A 24,283-nucleotide genomic window follows, 5' to 3' on the forward strand; every position below is an offset into this window, starting at 1 on the left:
TCCCTCGACTACCTTTGAAAAGCCGCAGCAAGCGGCCCTCCCTTTCAAGGAACGAGCATGTCCCTCGCCATTGTCCACAGCCGCGCCCAGATCGGCGTCGAAGCCCCTGCCGTCACCGTCGAAGTGCACATGGCCAATGGTCTGCCGTCGCTGACGCTGGTGGGCTTGCCGGAAACGGCGGTCAAGGAAAGCAAGGACCGCGTGCGCAGCGCGATCCTCAACTCCGCGCTTCAATACCCGTCCCGCCGCATCACCCTCAACCTCGCGCCCGCCGACTTGCCCAAGGACGGTGGGCGTTTTGACTTGGCGATTGCCCTGGGGATCCTGGCCGCCAGTGTGCAGGTGCCGGCGCTGATGCTCGATGACGTGGAGTGCCTTGGGGAGCTGGCGCTGTCCGGTGAAGTCCGGGCGGTGAAAGGTGTGTTGCCGGCCGCATTGGCGGCACGCAAGGCCGGGCGTACCCTGATAGTGCCGCGGGCGAATGCCGAGGAGGCGTGCCTGGCTTCAGGGTTGAAGGTGATCGCGGTGGATCACTTGCTGCAGGTGGTGGCGCACTTGAATGGGCATGTGCCGATTGAACCGTATAAGTCCGACGGCTTGCTGTACTTGAATAAGCCGTATCCAGACCTGAGTGAAGTCCAGGGCCAATTGGCGGCCAAGCGCGCGCTGCTGATCGCAGCGGCGGGCGCGCATAACCTGTTGTTCAGCGGGCCGCCGGGCACGGGAAAGACGTTGCTCGCCAGCCGACTGCCGGGGTTGTTGCCCCCCCTGAGTGAACAGGAGGCGTTGGAAGTGGCTGCGATTCAGTCGGTCGTCAGCCTGGCGCCGCTGAGCCATTGGCCGCACCGGCCGTTTCGCCAGCCACACCATTCCGCCTCAGGACCAGCGCTGGTGGGAGGCGGCTCGAAACCGCAGCCGGGGGAGATCACCCTGGCCCATCACGGGGTGCTGTTCCTGGATGAGCTGCCGGAATTTGATCGCAAAGTGCTGGAGGTACTGCGTGAACCCTTGGAGTCGGGGCATATCGTGATCTCCCGCGCCCGTGACCGAGTGAGTTTCCCGGCGCGCTTTCAACTGGTGGCGGCCATGAACCCCTGCCCCTGCGGCTACCTGGGTGAACCCAGTGGGCGCTGTCGTTGTACGCCGGAGCAAATTCAGCGCTATCGCAACAAGCTGTCCGGGCCGTTGATGGATCGCATCGACCTGCACCTGACCGTTGCTCGGGAAACCACTGCGCTGAATCCAATCCAGCAGGCCGGCGATATCACAGCGAAGGCCTCGGCAGAGGTAGCCGAGGCACGGGAGCGCCAGTTGCGGCGTCAGGGCTGCGCGAATGCCTTCCTTGACCTGCCTGGGCTACGCCGTCACTGCACGCTGGCAAAGGTCGATGAAGGCTGGCTGGAGACCGCCTGCGAGCGATTGACCCTGTCGCTGCGTGCGGCGCATCGGCTGCTCAAGGTGGCGCGGACCCTGGCGGATCTGGAGCAGGGAGATGCCATTACGCGCGACCATCTGAAGGAGGCCTTGCAATACCGCCCGGCGGCGATCACTTGAGCCTGGCGCAGAACCTGATGCGGGAGAGGGCTTGCTCCCACACTTGATCAACTGCGCCTGAAGGGCCGGTTTCAGCGGAACCGATCCACCTCATGCCGCAAGCCCGCCGCCAGGGTTTCCAGTTCCTTGGCGGTGATCGCCAGGTTCGACACCACTTCGCGCTGCTCGCTGTTGGCCAGCGCAATGCTCTGCAAATTGCTGCTGAGCAAGGTCGCGGTGCTGCTCTGTTCCTGGGTGGCGGTGGTGATCGCCGCGAACTGTTGACCGGCCGAGCGGCTTTGCTCGTCGATACGTGCCAACGCCGACGCCACGTCGGCGTTGCGTGACAGGCCTTCCTGCATCAGCGCGTTGCCGTGTTCCATGGTGCTGATGGCGTTGCCGGTTTCGTGCTGGATGCTCTGGATCATCCCAGAGATCTCGTCGGTGGCCTGACGGGTGCGCGAAGCCAGGTTGCGTACTTCGTCGGCGACCACGGCGAAACCCCGGCCTTGCTCACCGGCCCGGGCGGCTTCGATCGCAGCGTTGAGCGCCAGCAGGTTGGTCTGTTCGGCGATCGAGGTAATCACACCGACGATCCCACCAATTTCCTGGGAGCGTTGGCCCAGGGTGTTGATCACCGTGGCCGTGCTGTTCAACGAGGTCGCGATATGTTCGAGGGACGACGAGGCTTCTTGCATCGAGTTACGGCCGATACGGGTTTGCTGGGCGTTTTCCTGGGCCAGGCGTTCCGTGGCGCCCATGTTGTCGGCGATGTTCAGCGACGTGGCGCTGAACTCTTCTACCGCGCCGGCCATGCTGGTGATCTCGCCGGACTGCTGCTCCATGCCTTCGTAGGCACCGCCGGACAGACCGGACAATGCCTGGGCGCGGCTGTTGACCTCTTCAGCCGCCTTGCGGATATGCGAGACCATGGTCGACAGCGCTTCTCCCATCTGATTGAAGCTGCGTGCCAACTGGCCGATTTCGTCATGGCTGGACACGTTCAGACGCGCGCTCAAATCACCCGCGCCCAAGGCTTCGGCCTGGCGTACAAGGTCACTCAACGGCGCGAGTTTGCTGCGCAGCAGCCAGACCGTTGCGCCGACGGCCAGCAGCATGGCCAGCACGCTGCCGATCACCAGGCGAATGCCGACATCCCACGTCACCGAGCGAATCTCCGCTTTGGGCATGCTTGCGACCACAGCCCACGGCCCGCCTTCGAAGGGCACCGACACGCTGTAGAAGTCCTCGGTTTTATCCGCCCAGAAGCGCCCCGTACCGGGGGTCTTGGCCAGGTCCGACATCACCGGCACCGCTTGGTCCGGCGCCTGCACGCCGGCCGGTGGTACCAGCCAGCGCTTTTGCTCGTCCAGCAACGCCAGGGAACCCGTTTGGCCGATACGGAAGCGTTTCAGGTTTTCGAACTGGGCATTCTGCGCGTCGGTGTAGTCAAAACCGATGAACAGCACCGCAATGACTTTGCCGCTGGCGTCGCGCACCGGGCTGTATTGAGTCATGTAGGAGCGATCGAACAACACTGCGCGGCCGATGTAAGTCTGCCCACTGAACACACGCGAATAGGCCGGCCCATTGCGGTCAAGCACAGTGCCGATGGCGCGATTGCCGTCCTGTTTGGTCAGGGAGGTGCTGACGCGGATGAAGTCGTCGCCGCTGCGCACGAACACCGTCGCCACACCGCCGGACATCTGCTTGAACTCGTCGACTTTATCGAAGTTGTTGTTCAGCAGATCGCTGCCCAGGTACAAGCTCGGGGTCTGTACACCCGCGACGGCAACAGGTTGATCTGCCTGTACGCGCAAGCCGGCACTGAAGCGCTTCTCGAAAAGCCCCGTCAGGCGCTGTGTACTCTCACGCAAGGTGCTGTGAAACGTATTGAGCTGGTCGGCGAGCAAGCGCGCCTCGCTGGCCAAGTGTTCCTCACGGGTCGCGAGGTTGGCGGTGTCGAGCGAACGCAGGGCAAAAACAGTGCTGCCACCAATGGCAACAGCAAGGATCACAGCTAACGCGATACCAAGCTGGGAGGCAATCCGGGCGCGAGGTTGAGACATGATGGCTCCTGGCCGAGGCCAGGATCATCCTGATCTCATAGCGCTGCTCGGCAAATTATCTAGTGGGTAACGTTGGTGCACGATGGTTCCAACACACCTACTTCGGCGGGCAGAGCCAATACTTGAGCGCATCACCGGGACATCGCGCAAACGATTGCAGGAGCGGCCTGCCGGCACTCAATCGAGACGTTCGACCTCGGGCAATGCCATGGCCTTGACTTCTGCCTGGAGAAACTCCGCCAAGCGCCGCAAACGCTCGCCGCCGGGGCGGGTTTTCGGCCAGACCAGGTAGTAATTTTCGCCACTGGCCACGGCGGTTGGCCACGGCAGGCTCAACCGCCCTTGGGCCACGTCTTCGGCCACCATCAACAGGTCGCCCATGGACACGCCATAGCCCCGCGCGGCGGCGATCATGCCCAGTTCGAGCGTATCGAATACCTGCCCACCCTTGAGCGACACTTGGGATGACAACCCCATGCGCTCCAACCAATTGCGCCAGTCGCGACGGTCAGGGGTGGGGTGCAGCAATTCGGCGGTGGCCAGGCGTGCTGCATCCCAGGGCCCATCTTCCAGCAGGTTCGGCGCGCCTACCGGGATCAGCAATTCCGGAAATAGATAACTGGCCTCCCAGTCGGCCGGGAAATGCCCGTAACTCAGCAGCACCGCGCAGTCGAACGGTTCTTGGTTGAAGTCCACCTCGTCCACGCTCATCCAGGCGCTGGTCAGTTGCACCTCATTGCCCGGCTGCAGCGCCCGGAAGCGACTGAGCCGCGCCAGCAGCCAACGCATGGTCAGGGTCGACGGCGCCTTCATACGCAGGATGTCATCTTCAGCGTTCAAGGTATGACAGGCCCGTTCCAGCGCAGCAAAGCCTTCCCTCACGCCGGGCAGCAGCAGGCGCGCGGCCTCGGTGAGCTGTAAGGTGCGGCCGCTGCGCTGGAACAGGCGGCAGGCGAAATGCTCTTCCAGCGTGCGGATATGCCGGCTCACCGCACTTTGAGTAATGGACAGCTCCTCCGCTGCGCGGGTGAAGGAGTTGTGTCGAGAGGCGGCTTCAAATGCACGCAAGGCATAAAGCGGAGGAAGACGACGGGACATAGGAAAAGCTCCGACAGCGCAATGCGCAAACCCTACCAGAATCAAGCAAGCATGAGTTTTAATCATGCGAACGATCGCATTTATCCCTTTGTGCAATGCACTGAGAGCGCCGAGAATCCACCCTTCCCCACCCCTGCGAATTTTCGAGTGTGATGATCATGCAGCATCCGGCACGTACCGAACTCTGGGCCATTCTGCGGCTGTCAGGGCCGTTGATTGCCTCACAGTTGGCGCACATGCTGATGGTGCTGACCGACACCCTGATGATGGCCCGTCTGAGCCCCGAAGCCCTGGCCGGCGGCGGGCTGGGCGCGGCGAGCTATTCGTTCGTGTCGATTTTCTGCATCGGCGTGATTGCTGCCGTCGGGACCCTGGTGGCCATCCGTCAAGGTGCGGGCGATATCGAGGGCGCCACCCGCCTGACCCAGGCCGGGCTGTGGCTGGCCTGGCTGATGGCCTTGGCGGCCGGTTTGCTGCTGTGGAACCTCAAGCCGTTGCTGCTGATGTTTGGCCAGACCGAAACCAATGTGCACTCGGCCGGGCAATTCCTGACGATCCTGCCGTTCGCCCTGCCCGGTTTCCTGAGCTTCATGGCCTTGCGCGGCTTCACCAGCGCAATTGGCAAAGCCAAGCCGGTGATGGTCATCAGCCTCGGCGGCGCGGTGGCCAACTACCTGCTCAACCACGCGTTGATCGAAGGCATGTTCGGCCTGCCGAAATTGGGCCTGATGGGCATCGGCCTGGTCACCGCCGTCGTCGCCAACGGCATGGCGTTGGCGCTGATGGGGTACATCCACAGGAACCGTGCCTATGCAGCCTACCCGCTCAGCACTGGCCTGCTGCGCCTCAATACCCAGTACCTGCGTGAGCTGTGGCGCCTGGGCCTGCCGATTGGCGGCACCTATGCCGTTGAAGTCGGGTTGTTTGCCTTTGCGGCGTTGTGCATGGGCACCATGGGCAGCACACAGTTGGCCGCGCATCAGGTTGCGCTGCAGATCGTCTCGGTGGCGTTCATGGTGCCGGCGGGGATGTCCTACGCGGTGACCATGCGCATCGGCCAGCATTACGGCGCCGGGCAGTTAATGCAGGCACGCCTGGCAGGGCGTGTCGGCATAGGATTTGGTGCGGCGGTGATGTTGGGATTTGCCGTGGTGTTATGGCTGTTTTCCGATCCGCTGATCGGACTGCTCATCGACCACCACGACCCGGCGTTCCATGACGTCATCGTCCTGGCCGTCAGCCTGCTCGCGGTGGCGGCATGGTTCGAGCTGTTCGACGGCGTGCAAACCATCGCCATGGGCTGCATTCGTGGGCTGAAAGACGCCAAGACCACCTTTCTGATCGGCGCGGGCTGCTATTGGTTGATTGGTGCGCCGTCGGCCTGGCTGATGGCCTTCACCCTCGGCTGGGGGCCGACCGGCGTGTGGTGGGGTCTGGCACTGGGCCTGGCGTGCGCGGCAGTGAGCCTGACCTGGGCATTTGAGGCGAAGATGAAGCGCATGATTCGGCAAGAGCCTGACCCTCTAGGCTCATTTCAAGCCGCACAGGCAGACTAAAAGCCCTGCTCGGTTGATGTGGAAGGGGCAAGCCTCCTCCCACATACTGATTGGGTTCGCACCTCAGCCCAGCAGCGCTTGCTGGCTTTTGCCGAAGGTCAGGTAGTCCACAAGCTCCGGCAACGGTAACGGCTTGCTGATCAGGTAACCCTGGGCCTGATCACAGCCGAACAACCGCAACAGCGCCAACTGCTCCGGCGTTTCCACACCTTCGGCGACCACTTCCAGGTTGAGGTTGTGAGCCAAGTTGATCATGGCATGCACCAGCTTGCGGTTTTCCTCGCGCTCTTCCATGCCGCCGACGAAGCTCTTGTCGATCTTCAACAAGGCAATCGGCAGGCTGTTGAGGTGCACGAACGAAGAGAAACCCGTGCCGAAATCATCCAGGGAAAACCGCACACCGAGGCGGCCGAGGGCGTCCATGGTCTGCTTGACCAGATCACTGCGGCGCATCACGGCGGTTTCGGTGAGTTCGAACTCCAGCCACTGCGCCTCCACGCCACGCTCGGCAATCAGCCGGCTGAGGGTCGAGAGCAACTGGCTGTCCTGGAATTGGCGGAACGACAGGTTGACCGCCATGTGCAGCGGCGGCAGGCCGCGTTCGCGCAGGTCTTGCATGTCGCGCAGGGCCCGCGAGATGACCCAGTAGCCCAACGGCACGATCAAGCCGCTTTGCTCGGCCAGGGGCACGAACTCGCTGGGCGGCAACAGGCCACGCTCGCCATGGCGCCAGCGCACCAGGGCCTCGAGACCGACGATATGCCCATCGTCGAGGTCCAGGCGCGGCTGGTAATGCAGCTCCAATTCATCACGGCGCAAGGCACGGCGCAGTTCACTTTCCAGGTCGGCCAGGCTGCGCGCATTGCGGTTGATGCGCTCGTTGAAGATATGAAAGGTACAGCCTTGGGTGCTCTTGGCCTGTTGCATGGCGATATGGGCGTGCCACATCAATGGGTCGGCACCGGCGCGGGCGCGGGCATGCGCCACACCCAGGCTGCAACCGATCAGCAGGCTTTCACCATCCACCCAGTAAGGTTCGGCCATGACCTCGGTGATGCGCTCTGCCATCCACTCGGCGCGCTGGGGGGCACGGCGGGTGTCGATCAACAGGGCGAATTCATCGCTGCCCAGGCGCGCCAGTTGATCCCCGGCCTCCAGCTGGCTCTTGAGCCGCGAGACCACTTGCAGGATCAGCCGGTCGCCGGCCTGGTGGCCGAGGGCGTCGTTGGCATGGCGGAAGTTATCGAGGTCCAGGTGGCCCAGCGCCAGGCCGCGCCCGTCATTCTCGGCCAGCCGCGCAGCCAGCAGGGTCTGAAAGCCCTGGCGGTTGGCGATACCGGTGAGCGGGTCCTGCTCGGCCAGGCGTTGCAGCGTGTTTTCCAGCAAACCGCGCTCACGAACGTGGCGCAGGCAGCGGCGCAACGTATCGGCGTCCAATACATCGCGGACCAGCCAATCGCTGACACCGAGGGGCGACACCAGCGGTTCCTGCTCCAGCAGCAACACACACGGCAGGCTGCAACGGCCGGGGCCGGGTTGCAGGCTGGGCGTGGTCAACAACACGGCGCTGTGGTCGTCATCGAACAGACGGCTCACAGACTCCCAGTTTGGCGCACTGATCAGCACAGCCCCATCGCCCATCGGCGCCAGGCACTCGCGCAATAACGCTGCCCACGCGGGCTCATCGGCCAGCAGCAGCAAACGCAAGGGTTCGACAGGCGTAGACAAGCTAGCTCCCTAGACTCTGCAAGATTTCGTTGGCGACGGGCATTATGACGTGCGGCCCGATAATCACCAATGATAGGGGTTATCAAACACGCGAACTGTAAACATTAGTCTCTAACAACCCGCACATCCTGCGGCAAAGTAACAAAACCGGCAAATTTAGATCGAGTGGTACGTCACACTGTCGTTCTGACAGGGCAGAATCCTGCCAGCCTGTTAAAATGCCCGCCCTTTTGAATAACGACTCCCTGAATTCTGTATGTCCCGACTCAATCCCCGGCAGCAAGAAGCCGTGAACTACGTCGGCGGCCCTCTATTGGTGCTCGCCGGTGCAGGCTCCGGCAAAACCAGTGTGATCACCCGCAAGATCGCGCACCTGATCCAGCAGTGCGGCATCCGCGCCCAGTACATCGTCGCCATGACCTTTACCAACAAGGCAGCGCGGGAAATGAAAGAGCGCGTCGGCACCCTGCTAAAGGGTGGCGAAGGCCGTGGCCTCACCGTGTGCACGTTCCACAACCTGGGCCTGAACATCATCCGCAAGGAGCATGTGCGGCTGGGCTACAAGCCGGGCTTCTCGATCTTCGACGAGACCGACGTGAAGTCGCTGATGACCGACATCATGCAAAAGGAATACGCAGGCGACGACGGCGTGGATGAGATCAAGAACATGATCGGCGCCTGGAAAAACGACCTGATCCTGCCTGCCCAGGCCCTGGAAAACGCACGCAACCCCAAGGAGCAGACCGCCGCCATCGTCTACACCCACTACCAGCGCACGCTCAAGGCGTTCAACGCGGTGGACTTCGACGACCTGATCCTGCTGCCGGTGAAGCTGTTCGAGGAACACGCCGACATCCTCGAAAAGTGGCAGAACAAGGTGCGCTACCTGCTGGTGGACGAATACCAGGACACCAACGCCAGCCAATACCTGCTGGTGAAAATGCTGATCGGCAAGCGCAACCAGTTCACCGTGGTAGGCGACGATGACCAGTCGATCTACGCCTGGCGCGGCGCCCGCCCGGAAAACCTGATGCTGCTCAAGGACGACTACCCGTCCTTGAAAGTGGTGATGCTGGAGCAGAACTACCGCTCCACCAGCCGCATCCTGCGCTGCGCCAACGTGCTGATCTCCAACAATCCACACGAATTTGAGAAACAGCTGTGGAGCGAGATGGGCCATGGCGACGAGATTCGCGTGATCCGCTGCCGCAACGAAGACGCCGAAGCCGAGCGCGTGGCCGTGGAAATCCTCAGCCTGCACTTGCGCACCGACCGGCCCTACAGCGATTTCGCGATCCTGTACCGCGGCAACTACCAGGCCAAGCTGATCGAGCTGAAATTGCAGCACCACCAAGTGCCGTATCGCCTGTCAGGCGGCAATAGCTTTTTCGGACGCCAGGAAGTCAAGGACCTGATGGCCTACTTCCGCCTGATCGTGAACCCGGACGACGACAACGCCTTCCTGCGCGTGATCAACGTGCCGCGCCGCGAAATCGGCTCCACCACCCTGGAAAAGCTCGGTAACTACGCCACTGAACGCAAGATCTCGATGTATGCCGCCACCGACGAAATCGGCCTGGGCGAACACCTGGACACGCGCTTCACCGATCGCCTGTCGCGCTTCAAGCGCTTCATGGACAAGGTGCGTGAGCAGTGCGCCGGCGAAGACCCGATCAGCGCCCTGCGCAGCATGGTCATGGACATCGACTACGAAAACTGGCTGCGCACCAACAGCTCCAGCGACAAGGCCGCGGACTACCGCATGGGCAACGTCTGGTTCCTGATCGAAGCCTTGAAGAACACCCTGGAAAAAGACGAAGACGGCGAGATGACCGTCGAAGACGCCATCGGCAAACTGGTGCTGCGCGACATGCTCGAGCGCCAGCAGGAAGAAGAAGACGGCGCCGAAGGTGTGCAGATGATGACCTTGCATGCATCCAAGGGCCTCGAATTTCCCTACGTGTTCATCATGGGCATGGAAGAGGAAATCCTCCCGCACCGCTCCAGCATCGAAGCCGACACCATCGAAGAAGAACGTCGCCTGGCCTACGTGGGCATCACCCGCGCGCGCCAGACACTGGCCTTCACCTTTGCCGCCAAGCGCAAGCAATACGGCGAAATCATCGATTGTGCCCCCAGCCGGTTCCTGGACGAGCTACCACCGGACGATCTGGCCTGGGAAGGCAATGACGACACCCCCACCGAGGTGAAGGCCGTTCGCGGCAACACCGCCTTGGCGGACATACGCGCGATGTTAAAGCGCTAGAATCGACTACTTTTTAATCTACTTTCGGCGCGCACCGCGCCATTAGAGGAAGCTTTCCGTGGAAGCACTGCATAAGAAAATTCGCGAAGAAGGCATCGTGCTTTCCGATCAGGTACTCAAGGTCGACGCCTTTTTGAACCACCAGATCGACCCGGCACTGATGAAGCTGATCGGCGACGAATTCGCCGCGCTGTTCAAGGACTCGGGCATCACCAAGATCGTCACCATAGAAGCCTCGGGCATCGCCCCGGCGATCATGACCGGCTTGAACCTGGGCGTACCGGTGATCTTCGCGCGCAAGCAGCAATCCCTGACCCTGACGGAAAACCTGCTGTCGGCGACGGTGTATTCCTTCACCAAAAAAACCGAGAGCACCGTGGCGATCTCCCCGCGCCACCTGACCAGCAGCGACCGCGTGCTGGTGATCGATGACTTCCTGGCGAACGGCAAGGCGTCCCAGGCGCTGATTTCGATCATCAAGCAGGCCGGCGCGACCGTGGCCGGCTTGGGGATTGTGATCGAGAAGTCGTTCCAGGGCGGCCGTGCGGAGCTGGATGCGCAGGGATACCGAGTGGAATCCCTGGCACGGGTCAAATCCCTCGCCGGTGGTGTGGTCACCTTCATCGAGTAATTTGTTGCACCAAGTGAACACCGATCAAATGTGGGAGGGGGCTTGCCCCCGATCGCGGTGTATCAATCACCCAATGGGTTGGCTGACCCACTGCTATCGGGAGCAAGCCCCCTCCCACATTTGGTTTTGTGTTGGTTTTTAGTGTGCGGTGGCCTGGAGGCCGGCGAGCAGCAGGCGCTGATATAAATCTTCTTTCAAACCTTCCGGGTTATCCAACCGCATCCGCTTCAAATGCTCAGGAAACGCCTCCGGCTCCGGCGCATCCAACGCCGCCTTGCCCAATTCCAGAATCTCCGTGAGCTTGAACTTGCTCTTGAGCCAGTTCAGCGCGCGCAGCAAATCGCGCTCCTCATCCGTAAAGTCGCTGCCCAGCGGATACTCCGGAAACAGCCGACGATGGCGCGCTTGAATGGCCTGAAGCCGCTCCGGCGTGTTATCGGCGAAGCGCGGATCCAACTGGAAACCCTTGGGCAGCTTGCCGGCCTTTTGCGCCTGCTCAATCAAATCGTCCTGGAACCGTGAGTCGGTGATATTGAGCAACGCCTCGATCACCTTGGCATCCGTCTGCCCCCGCAGATCGGCAATGCCGTACTCGGTGATGACAATGTCCCGCAGGTGTCGAGGAATCGTGCAGTGCCCGTAGTCCCACACGATGTTGGAACTGACCTCCCCCGCCGACTCGCGCCAACTGCGCAAAATCAGGATCGACCGCGCGCCTTCCAGCGCATGGCCTTGGGCGACAAAGTTGTACTGCCCGCCCACGCCGCTGAGTACGCGACCGTCCTCCAGTTGATCGGCGACGCCGGCACCGAGCAATGTGACGATGATCGCGCTGTTGATAAACCGTGCGTCCAGGCGTTGCAGGCGCTTGAGTGCTTCCTGGCCGTACAGCTCGTTGATGTAGCTGATGCGGGTCATGTTGAATTCAAGACGCTTGGCGTGGGTCATTTCCTGCAGGCGCTGGTAAAAACTTCTTGGGCCAAGGAAGAATCCGCCGTGGATGGAGATGCCGTCGGGCTGTGCGGCGTCGTCAAGCGTGCCGGCGTTAGCCTGTTCCTGCGTTGCCACATCCGGGTAGACCTTGCGGCGGATAATCCCCGCGTCCGCCAGCACCAACAGGCCGTTGACGAACATTTCGCTGCAACCGTAGAGGCCGCGGGCGAAGGGGTCGACGCCGCCTTCTCGGCTGATCAACGGTGCCCATTGGTACACATCGAGGTCGGTCAGCAGCAATCGATAGGCTTCGTTGTCGGCCTGGCGCGCCAACAGCGCGGCCGTCAGCGCATCCCCCATGGAGCCGATGCCGATCTGCAAGGTGCCGCCATCGCGCACCAGGGTGCTGGCATGCAGGCCGATAAAGTGGTCTTGGAAACCCACCGGCATATTCGGCGTCGAGAACAGCGTGGTGCTGTCTTTTTCATCGAGCAGGTAGTCGAAGGCGTCCATGCCCAACTCGGCATCCCCTGGCATGTAGGGCAACTCGCTGTGGACCTGGCCGACGATCAGCACGGTTTCACCGGCCTCACGGCGCTTGGCGATCATGGGCAGCAGGTCGAGGGTGATATCCGGGTTGCAGCTCAGGCTCAGGCGATCAGGATGCTCGGCGCTGCTGGCAACCAATTGCGCCACCAGGTTCAAGCCGGCTGCGTTGATGTCGCGGGCGGCGTGGCTGTAGTTGCTGCTGACGTAGTCCTGCTGCGCCGACTCGCTATGGAGCAGGCTGCCGGGTTGCATGAAGAACTGCTGTACATGGATATTTTTTGGAAGCGTGTCTTTGTGCAGGTCGGCGAGGAAATCCAGCTCGGGGTAATCGCCAAACACCCGCTCGATAAAGGGTTCGAGAAAGCGTTTCTGCAAGCCATCGCCCAGCGTTGGCCGGCCCAGGCTCAAGGCGGTATAGATCGTCAGCGACCGCTCCGGCAATTTGGCGATGCGCCGGTACAGCGCGTTGGCGAACAGGTTCGGCTTGCCCAGGCCAAGCGGCATACCCATGTGGATATGCGCCGGCAACCGTTCCAGTACGTCGTCAACTGCTTGCTCGATTGAACACAACTGCACCATCCGACCCTCCTGAACATTCCATGATTAGGGGTTGGACCGAGCTTGCAGGGTCTTTGCTGCAAAGAACAGTGTTGAAACACAAATCGCGGCCACAAAAAAGCCGCCCGTAAGCGGCTTTTTGGCGAAGATTGGTTTATTTCAAACCCGACATCTTCTCGATCGCACCTTTCAGGTCATCATCCGAGCAATCAGAGCACGTGCCTTTTGGCGGCATGGCATTGATGCCCGTGATCGCCTTGGCCAGGATCCCATCCAGGCCGCCCTGATGGTCGGCGCGCTCTTTCCAGGCGGCGGTATCGCCGATTTTCGGCGCGCCCAACAGGCCCGTACCGTGGCAAGCGTTGCAGTGCTTGGCGATGATCTCATCCGGCGTCTTCGCCGCGCCGCCGCCGGCGGCTACCGCCACTTCCATGCCCTTGCATTCCTGGCCCTGGACGCAAACCTGACCCACAGGCTCCAGGCGCTTGGCAATGTCGTCGTTGGTCGCAGCTTGAGCGCTGACAGCCCATAGGGCCAGTACGGTTGCTGGTGCAGCCAGCATTTTCATAATTAGGTTCACGCGTTCACCCTCAATGGTGGCTATTCACGCCTGCGGCCACGGTTTCGCAGGCGGCGAAAGTATAACGGTTAGCCCGCCTGGCCGAAACAACCCTATTAAATAAAGGGAGATTCAGCCTCGCGGAATACAGCTGCGGGAACCTCTGCAACGCTGGCAGGGCGCCTCTATTCTTAAAAGTTCGCGGGCGTGGCTGCGCTGATTAGTCGCGCCGGCACATCGAACGGGTTGCGAAAACGATGCGGCTTGGTGCTTTCAAAGTAGTAGCTATCGCCGGCTTCGAGCACAAAAGTTTCAAGACCGACCACCAACTCCAGGCGACCTTCCACCAAAATCCCGGTTTCTTCGCCTTCGTGGGTGAGCATTTCTTCGCCCGTGTCGGCGCCCGGTGGGTAAATCTCGTTGAGAAATGCAATCGCCCGGCTGGGGTGCGCGCGGCCTACCAGTTTCATGGTGACGGCGCCGTCAGAGATATCGATGAGCTCATTGGCTTTATAGACGATCTGCGTCGGTATTTCCTGGAGGATCTCCTCGGAAAAGAACTCGACCATCGACATGGGGATGCCGCCCAGCACCTTGCGCAAGGAGCTGATCGAGGGGCTGACGCTGTTTTTTTCGATCATCGAAATGGTGCTGTTGGTGACACCCGCGCGCTTGGCGAGCTCGCGCTGGGAAAGACCCTTCAGTTTACGGATGGATTGCAGTCGTTCGCCGACGTCCAATGCAGGAGCCTCCTAGGATTCAGGCTTTGTTGTAATTGAGCGTTATCATGGCGACAGCGTTCAGTATTTACAACACTTGGGCCTAAATCCCAGGCGGTTGCGTTCGTACCTGGCGATCAAGCGCCGCAATAGAGCCTTGGCACGCGGCGCAGGTTGCAGAAAATCTGGTAGGGAATGGTCTCGGCGGCGGTGGCGATATCACTGGCGAGGATGTTTTTGCCCCACAACTCCACCGTGGCACCAAGGCCGGCCTGAGGCACGTCCGTCAGGTCGACACACAGCATGTCCATGGAGACACGGCCCAATAGCTGGCTGCGCTGCCCAGCGACCAGTACCGGCGTGCCGGTGGGGGCGTGACGCGGGTAGCCGTCGGCATAGCCCATGGCGACCACGCCGATGCGCATCGGTTTTGGCGTGATGAACTTGGCGCCATAACCCACCGGCTCACCGGCCGGCAGTTCGCGCACGCAGATAACCTTGGATTCCAGGGTCATCACCGGCTGCAAACGCGCGGCGAGGGCCTGGTCTTCGCCAAACGGCGTGGCGCCGTAAAGCATGATGCCCGGGCGCACCCAGTCGCTGGACACACTCGGCCAGCCCAGCACCGACGGCGAATTGCGCAAGCTGACCTCGGCCGAAAGGCCCTGGCGCGCCGCCTCAAACACCGCGACTTGTTCATCGCTGCTGACGCAATCGAGCTCATCGGCGCGGGCGAAGTGGCTCATCAACACGATCTTGGCCACTTTTCCGCTGGCCAACAGGCGCTGGTACGCCTCCTGGAAATCCTTGGGGTGCAGGCCGACACGGTGCATGCCCGAATCCAGCTTGAGCCAGACGGTCAGCGGCGCACGCAACTGCGCCTGCTCAATCGCTTCCAGTTGCCACAGCGAATGCACCACGCACCACAAATCGTGCTCGAGGATCAGCGGCAGCTCGTCGGCCTCGAAAAAACCTTCCAGCAGCAGCACCGGCGCACGAATCCCGGCGGCGCGCAGCTCCAAAGCCTCTTCGATGCACGCCACGGCAAACCCATCGGCGTCGGCTTCCAACGCCTGGGCCACGCGCACGGCACCGTGGCCATAAGCGTCGGCCTTGACCACGGCGAGGGCCTTGGCCCCCGTGACTTCACGGGCCAGTTGGTAGTTGTGACGCAGGGCTTGGAGGTCGATCAAGGCACGGGCAGGACGCATGGCGGCACGCTTCTAGGCAGCAAAGTGAAGAAAAAACCGGCACCCACCGACGGCTTCGGCACCGGAAGAAGGATCGTTGTTTAAGGCAAAGCCGCCACGACAGACAGCTCTACCAGGATTTCCGGTTCGCACAGCTTGGCTTCCACCGTGGCGCGGGCCGGGGCGACGCCTTTGGGCAGCCACTTGTCCCATACCGCGTTCATGCCGGCGAAATCGGCGTCGATGTCTTTCAGGTAGATCGTCACCGACAGCAATTTGGATTTGTCGGTACCGGCCAGGTCCAGCAAACGCTCGATATTGACCAGGGTTTCACGGGTCTGCTGCTCAATCCCGGCGCTCATGTCGTCGCCGACTTGGCCTGCCAGATACACGGTACCGCTGTGAACAACGATCTGGCTCATGCGCTCATTGGTGAGCTGGCGCTGGATTGACATGTTTTGCGGACTCCTGGTGGTTGCCATAACGGGAAATATCGAGGCCTTCGGCGCTGATCTGCGGGGTTTTCTTCGCCATCAGGTCGGCCAGCAAACGACCGGAACCACACGCCATGGTCCAACCGAGGGTGCCATGGCCGGTATTCAGGAACAGGTTCTTGAATGGGGTGGCACCGACAATCGGCGTGCCGTCGGGTGTGGTCGGGCGCAGGCCGGTCCAAAAGGTGGCTGCGGACAGATCGCCGCCCTGAGGATAAAGGTCGTTGACGATCATCTCCAGGGTTTCGCGCCGACGCGGGTTAAGCGACAGGTCAAAACCGGCTATTTCAGCCATGCCACCGACGCGAATGCGGTTGTCGAAGCGGGTGATTGCGACCTTGTAGGTCTCGTCGAGGATGGTCGACGTCGGCGCCATCGCCGAATGAGTAATCGGCACGGTCAGCGAGTAACCCTTGAGCGGGTATACCGGTGCCTTGATTCCCAGCGGCTTGAGCAGCTTCGGCGAGTAGCTGCCGAGGGCCAGCACGTAGCGGTCGGCGGTTTCCAGCTTGCCGTCGATCCACACGCCGTTGATGCGGTCGCCCGCGTAGTCGAGGCGCTGGATGTCTTGTTCAAAGCGGAATTCAACGCCCAATTGCTTGCACATATCGGCCAGGCGGGTGGTGAACATCTGGCAGTCACCCGTCTGGTCGTTGGGCAATCGCAGGGCACCGGCGAGGATATCGGTCACACTGGCCAGGGCCGGCTCAACGCGGGCAATGCCGGCGCGGTCGAGCAGCTCGAACGGCACACCGGATTCCTTCAACACGGCGATGTCTTTAGCGGCACCGTCGAGCTGAGCCTGTGTGCGGAAGAGTTGGGTAGTCCCGAGGCTGCGGCCTTCGTAGGCAATGCCGGTCTCGGTGCGCAATTCGTCGAGGCAGTCACGGCTGTACTCGGACAGGCGCACCATCCGCTCCTTGTTCACCGCGTAACGGCTGGCGGTGCAGTTGCGCAGCATCTGCGCCATCCACAGGTATTGGTCGATATCGGCGGTGGCCTTGATCGCCAGCGGCGCGTGACGCTGCAGCAGCCATTTGATGGCCTTGAGCGGCACGCCCGGTGCAGCCCATGGCGAGGCGTAGCCTGGGGACACCTGGCCGGCGTTGGCGAAACTGGTTTCCATGGCAGCGGCGGGTTGACGGTCGACGACGACCACTTCAAACCCGGCCCGCGCCAAATAGTAGGCACTGGTCACCCCAATGACACCGCTACCCAAGACCAGAACGCGCATTTTTATATCCTCATCGCGGGCATGGCCGCTGACGTGTGTTATTCGAGCAATGATGAGCGCAGTGTAAAAAACAATTGCCAGTGCATTTCACTATATAACTGCCTATATTTGGCGACAATTCTCGGCAAAAACCCTTTTCACAGAGGCGTATCCCCTATGCGTACCAACACCCAGACCAAGCGCGAGCTGGACAAGATTGATCGCAACATCCTGCGCATCCTGCAAACCGATGGACGTATTTCGTTCACGGAGTTGGGGGAAAAGGTCGGGCTGTCGACCACGCCGTGTACCGAGCGCGTGCGTCGGCTGGAGCGTGAAGGGATCATCATGGGCTACAACGCGCGGCTCAACCCCCAGCATTTAAAGGGCAGTTTGCTGGTATTTGTCGAGATCAGCCTCGATTACAAATCCGGCGACACCTTTGAAGAGTTCCGTCGTGCGGTGCTGAAACTGCCGCACGTGCTGGAATGCCACTTGGTGTCGGGGGACTTCGACTACCTGGTGAAGGCGCGGATTTCCGAGATGGCCTCGTACCGCAAATTGCTTGGCGATATCCTGCTCAAACTGCCCCATGTGCGGGAATCGAAGAGCTATATCGTGATGGAAGAGGTGAAGGAGAGCCTGAACCTGCCGATCCCGGATTGAATCGAGCACAACCGTTAGACGAGTACCTGCCGGGTGCTGGCCATGTATTCATGGATCTGTTTTTCCACCCGCGGGTGAATCAGCTCAACAGGCCCACGCCCATTGGGGCACGGCAGGGTCTTTGTCGTGCCGAACAGCCTGCAGATCAGCGGACGCTCGTCATACACGGTGCAACCATTGGGCCCCAGGTGCACGCAATTCAACTCGTCCATGGCCGCGTCCTGCTCGGCCGCCGTCTTACGCGGCAGGCGCGACATTTCCTCGGGCGAAGTCGTCACTGGCCCACAGCAATCGTGGCAACCGGGAACGCACTCGAACGAAGGAATCTGCCTGCGCAGCGCGCTGACTTTCTGGCTGTTGCAACTCATCGAAACACGTACCGAACGGCGAATAGACGTGGATTCTGCCGCAAAACGCCCTGCGCAGACAGCTTCGTCCGACCGCTGTATCCTGCGTCAAATTTTCCAAACAGGGATTTTCCCCATGACCGCCAGCGCCCGGCACACCACTTCCTACTACGCGGCCAGCAGCGTGCCGCACCCCGATTACCCGGTACTGACCGGCGAGAACACAGCGGATGTGTGCGTGGTAGGCGGTGGTTTTTCCGGGCTCAACACGGCTTTGGAGCTGGCCGAACGCGGTTTCAGCGTGGTGTTGCTGGAAGCGCGCAAAGTCGGCTGGGGCGCCAGCGGGCGTAACGGCGGCCAGTTGATTCGCGGCGTGGGCCACGGCCTGGACCAGTTCGCCAACGTGATCGGGACCGAGGGCGTGCGCGAGATGAAGCTGATGGGCCTGGAAGCCGTGGAGATCGTGCGCGAGCGCGTCGAGCGCTTTCAGATCCCTTGCGACCTGACCTGGGGTTACTGCGACCTCGCCAACAAACCTCGCGACCTGCAAGGCCTGGCCGAAGATGCCGCAGAACTGCGCGGCCTCGGCTATCGCCATGAAGTGCGCCTGCTGCAGGCCAGCGAGATGAGCAGCGTAATCGGCTCCGCCCGCTACGTGGGCGGTATGATCGACATGGGCTCCGGCCACTTGCACCCGCTCAACCTGGCCCTCGGCGAAGCCGCTGCAGCGCAGCAATTAGGCGTTAAGTTGTTCGAACAGTCCGAAGTCACGCGCATCGACTACGGCCCCGAGGTCAACGTGCATACCGCTCAGGGCAATGTACGCGCCAAGACCCTGGTACTCGCCTGCAATGCCTACCTCAATGACCTCAACCCACACCTGAGCGGCAAAGTGCTGCCCGCCGGCAGCTACATCATCGCCACTGAGCCGTTGAGCGAAGCCCAGGCCGCCAACCTGCTGCCACAGAACATGGCGGTGTGCGACCAGCGCGTCACGGTGGACTACTTCCGACTGTCTGCCGACCGCCGATTGCTGTTCGGCGGCGCGTGCCACTATTCCGGTCGCGACCCCAAGGACATCGGCGCGTATATGCGTCCGAAGATGCTGCAGGTGTTCCCGCAACTGGCCGATGTAAAAATCGATTACCAATGGGGCGGCATGATCGGCATCGGCGCCAACCGCCTACCGCAGATTGGTCGACTGGCCGACCAACCCAACGTGTATTACGCCCAGGCCTACGCCGGCCATGGCCTCAACGCCACGCACCTGGCGGGCAAGCTGCTGGCCGAAGCCATCAGTGGCCAACAACAGGCGCGCTTTGATCTGTTCGCCCAGGTGCCGCACCTCACCTTCCCCGGCGGCAAGCACCTGCGCTCGCCACTGCTGGCATTGGGGATGCTCTGGCACAGGCTCAAAGAGCGGGTGTGAATCAACTGCGCCAGAACGGTTTCACCCCTTCCTGGCGCGCCTGCTCCTCGGTCAGCCCGACGTCACGCAACTGCTCGCGGGTCAGGTGCAGCAACGCCCTGCGCGTGTGACGGCGGTGCCAGAACAGGCTCCAGCGGCTGATATCCCGCGGCGCCGTCACGCGCGCTTGCCCTGCCTCCAACTCCTGACTGTGTAACGCCAGCCGCACATCGCTCATACCGCTCATGGTGTTGCCCCTCGATTGCTTGTTGCTACGAGTAACAAGCATGAGCGCAGGGGCAAAAGCATTACAGATTCAACTTAACCTTATTAAATCCATACAGACACTGCCTGCGGACGCCTGAATCCTGTATTTTCCCCCTATCTGTACTGGTCCCTCGGGAGCGACCGCCATGACCCTCTACGTCAACCTTGCCGAACTGCTGGGTACACGCATCGAACAAGGCTTCTACCGCCCCGGCGATCGATTGCCTTCCGTACGGGCCCTGAGCGTGGAGCACGGGGTCAGCCTGAGCACCGTGCAACAGGCTTATCGATTGCTGGAAGACAATGGCCTGGCGATGCCCAAACCCAAGTCTGGCTATTTTGTGCCGGTCGGCCGAGCGCTGCCGGCCCTGCCCGAAATCGGTCGACCCGCCCAGCGCCCGGTGGAGATATCGCAATGGGACCAAGTGCTGGAGCTGATTCGCGCCGTCCCCCGCAAAGACGTCATACAGATGGGCCGTGGCATGCCGGACGTATTGTCACCTACGATCAAGCCTCTGCTGCGCAGCCTGGCCCGTGTAAGCCGGCGCCAGGACTTGCCGGGGCTGTACTACGACAACATCATGGGCTGTATGGAATTGCGCGAACAAATTGCGCGACTGTCATTGGATTCCGGCTGCCAACTGACCGCCGACGATATCGTCATCACCACCGGCTGCCATGAGGCGCTGTCCGCCAGCATCCATGCCATTTGCGAGCCGGGTGATATCGTCGCGGTGGATTCACCGAGCTTCCACGGCGCCATGCAGACCCTCAAAGGGCTGGGCATGAAAGCCCTGGAAATCCCTACCGACCCCATCACCGGCATCAGCCTCGAAGCCCTGGAGCTGGCACTGGAACAGTGGCCGATCAAGGTCATCCAGCTCACGCCCAACTGCAACAACCCCTTGGGCTACATCATGCCGGAAGCGCGCAAACGTGCGCTGCTGACCTTGGCCCAGCGCTTTGACGTGGCGATCATCGAAGATGACGTATACGGCGAACTGGCCTACAGCTACCCACGCCCGCGCACCATCAAGTCCTTCGACGAAGACGGCCGAGTATTGTTGTGCAGTTCGTTCTCGAAAACCCTGGCGCCCGGATTGCGCATCGGCTGGGTTGCTCCCGGCCGCTACCTGGAGCGGGTGCTGCACATGAAGTACATCAGCACCGGATCAACCGCCACGCAGCCGCAGATCGCAATAGCCGAATTCCTCAAAGGCGGCCACTTCGAGCCCCATTTGCGGCGGATGCGCACGCAATACCAGCGTAATCGCGACTTGATGCTTGACTGGGTCAGCCGTTATTTCCCGGCAGGTACGCGGGCGAGTCGCCCCCAGGGCAGTTTCATGCTGTGGATCGAACTGCCGGAAGGCTTTGATACGTTGAAGCTCAACCGTGTGCTGATGGAACAAGGCGTGCAGGTGGCCGTAGGCAGCATCTTTTCCGCATCGGGCAAGTACCGCAACTGCCTGCGCATGAACTACGCTGCCAAGCCAACCGCACAGATTGAAGAAGCCGTGCGCAAGGTCGGTGCCGCCGCCAGCAAAATGCTCGCTGAGGTAGCCGACTGACCTTTCGCGGGAAATTGCCGTCATATGCCGACAACCGCCCTGATCTGGAAGCAACTCCCTTGATGATTCAACGGCTATTACCGTTTTTCCTGTTGGGAGCCCTGGCCCTGGGTGGCTGCGCCACTGTGAGCGTACCGCGCATCCCCAGCGACGCCCTGCCCGCCGCGCAATCGTCGTTCGGCCGGTCGATCCAGGCCCAGGCCGCGCCCTATCAAGGGCGCTCCGGTTTTCGCCTGCTGCCCAACAGCAGCGAGGCGTTCATGGCACGTGCCGAGCTGATCCGTAACGCCCAGACCAGCCTCGACCTGCAGTACTACATCGTGCACGACGGCATCAGCACCCGCATGCTGGTGGACGAACTGCTCAAGGCCGCTGACCGCGGCGTGCGCGTGCGTATCCTGCTGGACGACACCACCAGTGATGGCCTGGACCAGATCATCGCCACCCTCGCCGCCCACCCCAAGATCGAGATTCGCCTGTTCAACCCGCTGCACCTAGGGCGCAGCACCGGCGCGACACGGGCCATGGGCCGCTTGTTCAACCTGTCGCTGCAGCATCGGCGCATGCACAACAAGCTGTGGTTGGCGGACAACAGCGTGGCCATCGTCGGCGGGCGCAACCTGGGGGATGAATATTTCGACGCCGAGCCCAACCTGAACTTCACCGACATCGACATGCTCAGCGTAGGGCCGGTGGCTGAGCAGCTCGGCCACAGCTTCGACCAGTACTGGAACAGTGCCCTGAGCAAGCCCATTGATGACTTCGTGTCTATTGCGCCGACCCGAGGCGACCTGGCCGCCGCACGCGTGCAACTGGAAGCCTCGCTGGCCGAGTCGCGCCAGCAGAATCACGCGCTGTACAACCGCTTGCGCACCTACCAGACCCAACCGCGCATGGACATCTGGCGCCGCGAGCTGATCTGGGCCTGGAACCAGGCGCTCTGGGATGCGCCGAGCAAGGTGCTGTCCAAGGCCGACCCAGACCCTCGGCTGCTGCTCACGACGCAACTGGCGCCGGAACTCGAAGGGGTCAACCACGAGCTGATCATGATCTCAGCCTACTTCGTGCCGGGGCAACCGGGGCTGGTGTACCTGACCGGGCGCGCCGACGCCGGCGTGTCGGTCAGCCTGCTGACTAACGCGCTCGAAGCCACCGACGTGCCGGCTGTGCACGGCGGTTACGCGCCCTACCGCAAGGCCCTGCTGGAACATGGCGTGAAGCTCTATGAGCTGCGCCGCCAACCCGGGGACGGCGGCGGCAGCGGCCCACACCTGTTTCGACGCGGTACCTTCCGTGGTTCGGACTCCAGCTTGCACAGCAAGGCGATGATTTTTGATCGGACGAAATCGTTTATCGGCTCCTTCAACTTCGACCCGCGCTCGGTGCTGTGGAACACCGAAGTGGGTGTGCTGGTCGACAGCCCGGAGCTGGCGGAACACGTGCGTAACCTGGCGCTGCAAGGCATGGCCCCGGCCTTGAGCTATGAGGCGAAATTGCAGGATGGCCAGATCGTGTGGGTCACCGAGGACAACGGCCAATTGCACACCCTGACCCGCGAGCCGGGCAACTGGTGGCGGCGGTTCAATGCGTGGTTCGCCACCAGCGTTGGCCTCGAGCGGATGCTTTAAGAAAGACGAAGCCCCACACGCGATTGCATGTCAGGTCAGGCTGGCTGTGCTGCGCCGAAGGCGCCTTGGCGCAGCAACAGCACCACCAGCCCCAGCGCGCCCGCCGCCATCAGCCACGGCAGCGCATGGCCGCTGACCCACTGGCTGCCGGCACCGGCAACCAACGGGCCGATCAGGCAGCCGATACCCCACAACTGCGCCACATGGGCATTGGCACGCACCAGCGCATCGTCACGGTAACGCTCGCCGATCAGGATCAGCGACAGGGTGAACAAACCGCCGGCACTGGCGCCGAACAGCACCCACACCGGCCAGATCAACGGCGTGTGCATCAACGGCGCAATGGCCAGGCTCGATGCCAGCAACAGCAGCGCACAGCCCAGGAACAACGTGCGTCGCGGCAGGTAGTCGGCCAGCGCACCGATGGGCAGTTGCAGCAGCGCATCGCCGACCACCACCGTGCTGACCATGGCCAGGGCAACTTCGGCGGTGAAGCCTTGCTGCAGGCAATACACCGGCAGCAACGTGAGGATCATCGCCTCGAATGCGGCGAACAGCGCCACCGCCCAGGCAATCGCGGGCAGGCTCAGGCAGAAGCGCCACAGTTGCGCGAAGGTCACGCTGAAGGACTCGGCGCTCGGTGCGCCGGAGCGTCCCAGCAGCAACAGCGGCGCCACCATCAGCAGGGCTACGCCCACCCAGAAACCATAATCATGGTCGGTACCGATCAGGCCCAGCAGCAACGGGCCCGACAGTTGGCTCAAGGCATAACTGCAGCCATACAGGGCCACCAGCCGGCCGCGCCACTGCTCCACTACCAATTGGTTTATCCAGCTTTCGCCGAGGATAAATACGATGGTGAGGATCACGCCGATCATCAGCCGCAACACCAGCCAGACCGGATAGCTGGGCAGGATCGCCAACAAGCCGATGGACACCGCGCCCGCCCACAGGCACAGGCGCATGAGGTTGGCCGTGCCGAGCCAGGAGGCCATGCGACTGGAGACCTTGGCGCCCAGCAGCACACCAAACGCGGGCATAGCCGCCATCACACCAATGGCAAAGCTGCCGTAGCCCCAGCTTTCAAGGCGCAGGGACACCAGCGGCATGCTGACACCCAGCGCCAGGCCGACGCTGAGTACCGAGGCCAGGACGGCGAAATAAGTCGCCCAACGCATTGCCACGCTCCTGTGGATAAGTTTTCGGGCTTGCAAAACGAACTGTAGGAGCGAGCTTGCGTGGGAGTCAGGCTTGCCCGCGATGCAGGCACCTAAGCGTGTCAGGCACACCTAGGTGATGC

The 24,283-nt window shown here is 61.8% G+C and carries 20 protein-coding genes; 8 read left to right on the plus strand and 12 right to left on the minus strand.

What is annotated here, in order from left to right:
- The first annotated feature begins 57 nt into the window (after positions 1–57).
- A complete protein-coding gene (locus QCBJ_RS16415; protein ID WP_102061198.1) occupies positions 58–1,554 on the plus strand; it encodes a YifB family Mg chelatase-like AAA ATPase in 1,497 nt (498 codons plus the stop codon).
- A gap of 71 nt (positions 1,555–1,625) precedes the next feature.
- Here the strand turns inward: QCBJ_RS16415 and QCBJ_RS16420 are convergent, their stop codons facing one another.
- Positions 1,626–3,602 carry a methyl-accepting chemotaxis protein gene (locus QCBJ_RS16420; protein WP_015886510.1) on the minus strand — a complete coding sequence of 659 codons (1,977 nt, stop codon included), beginning with the start codon at positions 3,600–3,602 and terminating at the stop codon, positions 1,626–1,628.
- A gap of 177 nt (positions 3,603–3,779) precedes the next feature.
- Positions 3,780–4,700, minus strand: coding sequence for a LysR substrate-binding domain-containing protein (locus QCBJ_RS16425; protein WP_015886511.1), 921 nt, complete (start codon positions 4,698–4,700; stop codon positions 3,780–3,782).
- Positions 4,701–4,852: 152 nt separating this feature from the next.
- Between QCBJ_RS16425 and QCBJ_RS16430 the strand changes: the two genes are divergently transcribed.
- Positions 4,853–6,256, plus strand: coding sequence for a NorM family multidrug efflux MATE transporter (locus QCBJ_RS16430; protein ID WP_046034869.1), 1,404 nt, complete (start codon positions 4,853–4,855; stop codon positions 6,254–6,256).
- Positions 6,257–6,319: 63 nt separating this feature from the next.
- On the opposite strand, the gene QCBJ_RS16435 is transcribed toward QCBJ_RS16430, so the two are convergent.
- Positions 6,320–7,984: a bifunctional diguanylate cyclase/phosphodiesterase gene (locus QCBJ_RS16435; RefSeq protein WP_015886513.1), complete on the minus strand. Its 1,665-nt coding sequence runs from the start codon at positions 7,982–7,984 to the stop codon at positions 6,320–6,322.
- 256 nt (positions 7,985–8,240) lie between these two features.
- Between QCBJ_RS16435 and rep the strand changes: the two genes are divergently transcribed.
- Complete coding sequence (gene rep, locus QCBJ_RS16440) at positions 8,241–10,250, plus strand: DNA helicase Rep (protein ID WP_102061199.1); 2,010 nt, start codon at positions 8,241–8,243, stop codon at positions 10,248–10,250.
- 58 nt (positions 10,251–10,308) lie between these two features.
- Complete coding sequence (locus QCBJ_RS16445) at positions 10,309–10,881, plus strand: xanthine phosphoribosyltransferase (protein WP_003195447.1); 573 nt, start codon at positions 10,309–10,311, stop codon at positions 10,879–10,881.
- A gap of 138 nt (positions 10,882–11,019) precedes the next feature.
- Here QCBJ_RS16445 and QCBJ_RS16450 read toward each other — a convergent pair whose 3' ends face one another.
- The 6 genes from QCBJ_RS16450 to dadA all read right to left on the minus strand — a co-directional run bounded on the left by QCBJ_RS16450 (position 11,020) and on the right by dadA (position 17,117).
- A complete protein-coding gene (locus tag QCBJ_RS16450; protein ID WP_102061200.1) occupies positions 11,020–12,942 on the minus strand; it encodes an acetyl-CoA hydrolase/transferase C-terminal domain-containing protein in 1,923 nt (640 codons plus the stop codon).
- Between the two features lie 133 nt (positions 12,943–13,075).
- The gene (locus QCBJ_RS16455) at positions 13,076–13,489 is read right to left on the minus strand and encodes a cytochrome c5 family protein (RefSeq protein ID WP_016975909.1); all 414 of its coding nucleotides are present in this window, start codon (positions 13,487–13,489) and stop codon (positions 13,076–13,078) included.
- A gap of 182 nt (positions 13,490–13,671) precedes the next feature.
- On the minus strand, positions 13,672–14,220 hold the full coding sequence (locus QCBJ_RS16460) for a cupin domain-containing protein (RefSeq protein ID WP_003176893.1): 549 nt from the start codon (positions 14,218–14,220) through the stop codon (positions 13,672–13,674).
- 116 nt (positions 14,221–14,336) lie between these two features.
- Positions 14,337–15,410 carry an alanine racemase gene (gene alr, locus QCBJ_RS16465; RefSeq protein ID WP_102061201.1) on the minus strand — a complete coding sequence of 358 codons (1,074 nt, stop codon included), beginning with the start codon at positions 15,408–15,410 and terminating at the stop codon, positions 14,337–14,339.
- 80 nt (positions 15,411–15,490) lie between these two features.
- Positions 15,491–15,844 (minus strand): RidA family protein, encoded by a 354-nt coding sequence (locus QCBJ_RS16470; protein WP_046034864.1) that lies wholly within the window; start codon positions 15,842–15,844, stop codon positions 15,491–15,493.
- Positions 15,816–17,117, minus strand: coding sequence for a D-amino acid dehydrogenase (gene dadA / locus QCBJ_RS16475; protein WP_102061202.1), 1,302 nt, complete (start codon positions 17,115–17,117; stop codon positions 15,816–15,818). The genes QCBJ_RS16470 and dadA overlap by 29 nt, the downstream gene beginning before the upstream one ends.
- A 156-nt stretch (positions 17,118–17,273) precedes the next feature.
- On the opposite strand from dadA, the gene QCBJ_RS16480 reads away from it, so the two are divergent.
- Positions 17,274–17,762 carry an Lrp/AsnC ligand binding domain-containing protein gene (locus QCBJ_RS16480; RefSeq protein ID WP_003176896.1) on the plus strand — a complete coding sequence of 163 codons (489 nt, stop codon included), beginning with the start codon at positions 17,274–17,276 and terminating at the stop codon, positions 17,760–17,762.
- 14 nt (positions 17,763–17,776) lie between these two features.
- Here QCBJ_RS16480 and QCBJ_RS16485 read toward each other — a convergent pair whose 3' ends face one another.
- Positions 17,777–18,130, minus strand: coding sequence for a YkgJ family cysteine cluster protein (locus tag QCBJ_RS16485; RefSeq protein WP_099586006.1), 354 nt, complete (start codon positions 18,128–18,130; stop codon positions 17,777–17,779).
- A 115-nt stretch (positions 18,131–18,245) separates the two neighbouring features.
- On the opposite strand from QCBJ_RS16485, the gene QCBJ_RS16490 reads away from it, so the two are divergent.
- Positions 18,246–19,538: an FAD-binding oxidoreductase gene (locus tag QCBJ_RS16490; protein ID WP_102061203.1), complete on the plus strand. Its 1,293-nt coding sequence runs from the start codon at positions 18,246–18,248 to the stop codon at positions 19,536–19,538.
- 1 nt (position 19,539) lies between these two features.
- Here QCBJ_RS16490 and QCBJ_RS16495 read toward each other — a convergent pair whose 3' ends face one another.
- Complete coding sequence (locus QCBJ_RS16495; protein ID WP_046034861.1) at positions 19,540–19,764, minus strand: DUF1127 domain-containing protein; 225 nt, start codon at positions 19,762–19,764, stop codon at positions 19,540–19,542.
- Between the two features lie 166 nt (positions 19,765–19,930).
- Between QCBJ_RS16495 and QCBJ_RS16500 the strand changes: the two genes are divergently transcribed.
- Positions 19,931–21,355: a PLP-dependent aminotransferase family protein gene (locus QCBJ_RS16500; RefSeq protein ID WP_064053255.1), complete on the plus strand. Its 1,425-nt coding sequence runs from the start codon at positions 19,931–19,933 to the stop codon at positions 21,353–21,355.
- A 62-nt stretch (positions 21,356–21,417) separates the two neighbouring features.
- Positions 21,418–22,983, plus strand: coding sequence for a phospholipase D family protein (locus QCBJ_RS16505; RefSeq protein WP_102061204.1), 1,566 nt, complete (start codon positions 21,418–21,420; stop codon positions 22,981–22,983).
- Positions 22,984–23,018: 35 nt separating this feature from the next.
- Here QCBJ_RS16505 and QCBJ_RS16510 read toward each other — a convergent pair whose 3' ends face one another.
- Positions 23,019–24,161 carry an MFS transporter gene (locus tag QCBJ_RS16510; RefSeq protein ID WP_015886525.1) on the minus strand — a complete coding sequence of 381 codons (1,143 nt, stop codon included), beginning with the start codon at positions 24,159–24,161 and terminating at the stop codon, positions 23,019–23,021.
- Between the last annotated feature and the right edge of the window lie 122 nt (positions 24,162–24,283).

Origin of the sequence: Pseudomonas sp. QC2, assembly GCF_002859085.1 — a bacterium.
Lineage (GTDB): Bacteria > Pseudomonadota > Gammaproteobacteria > Pseudomonadales > Pseudomonadaceae > Aquipseudomonas > Aquipseudomonas petroselini.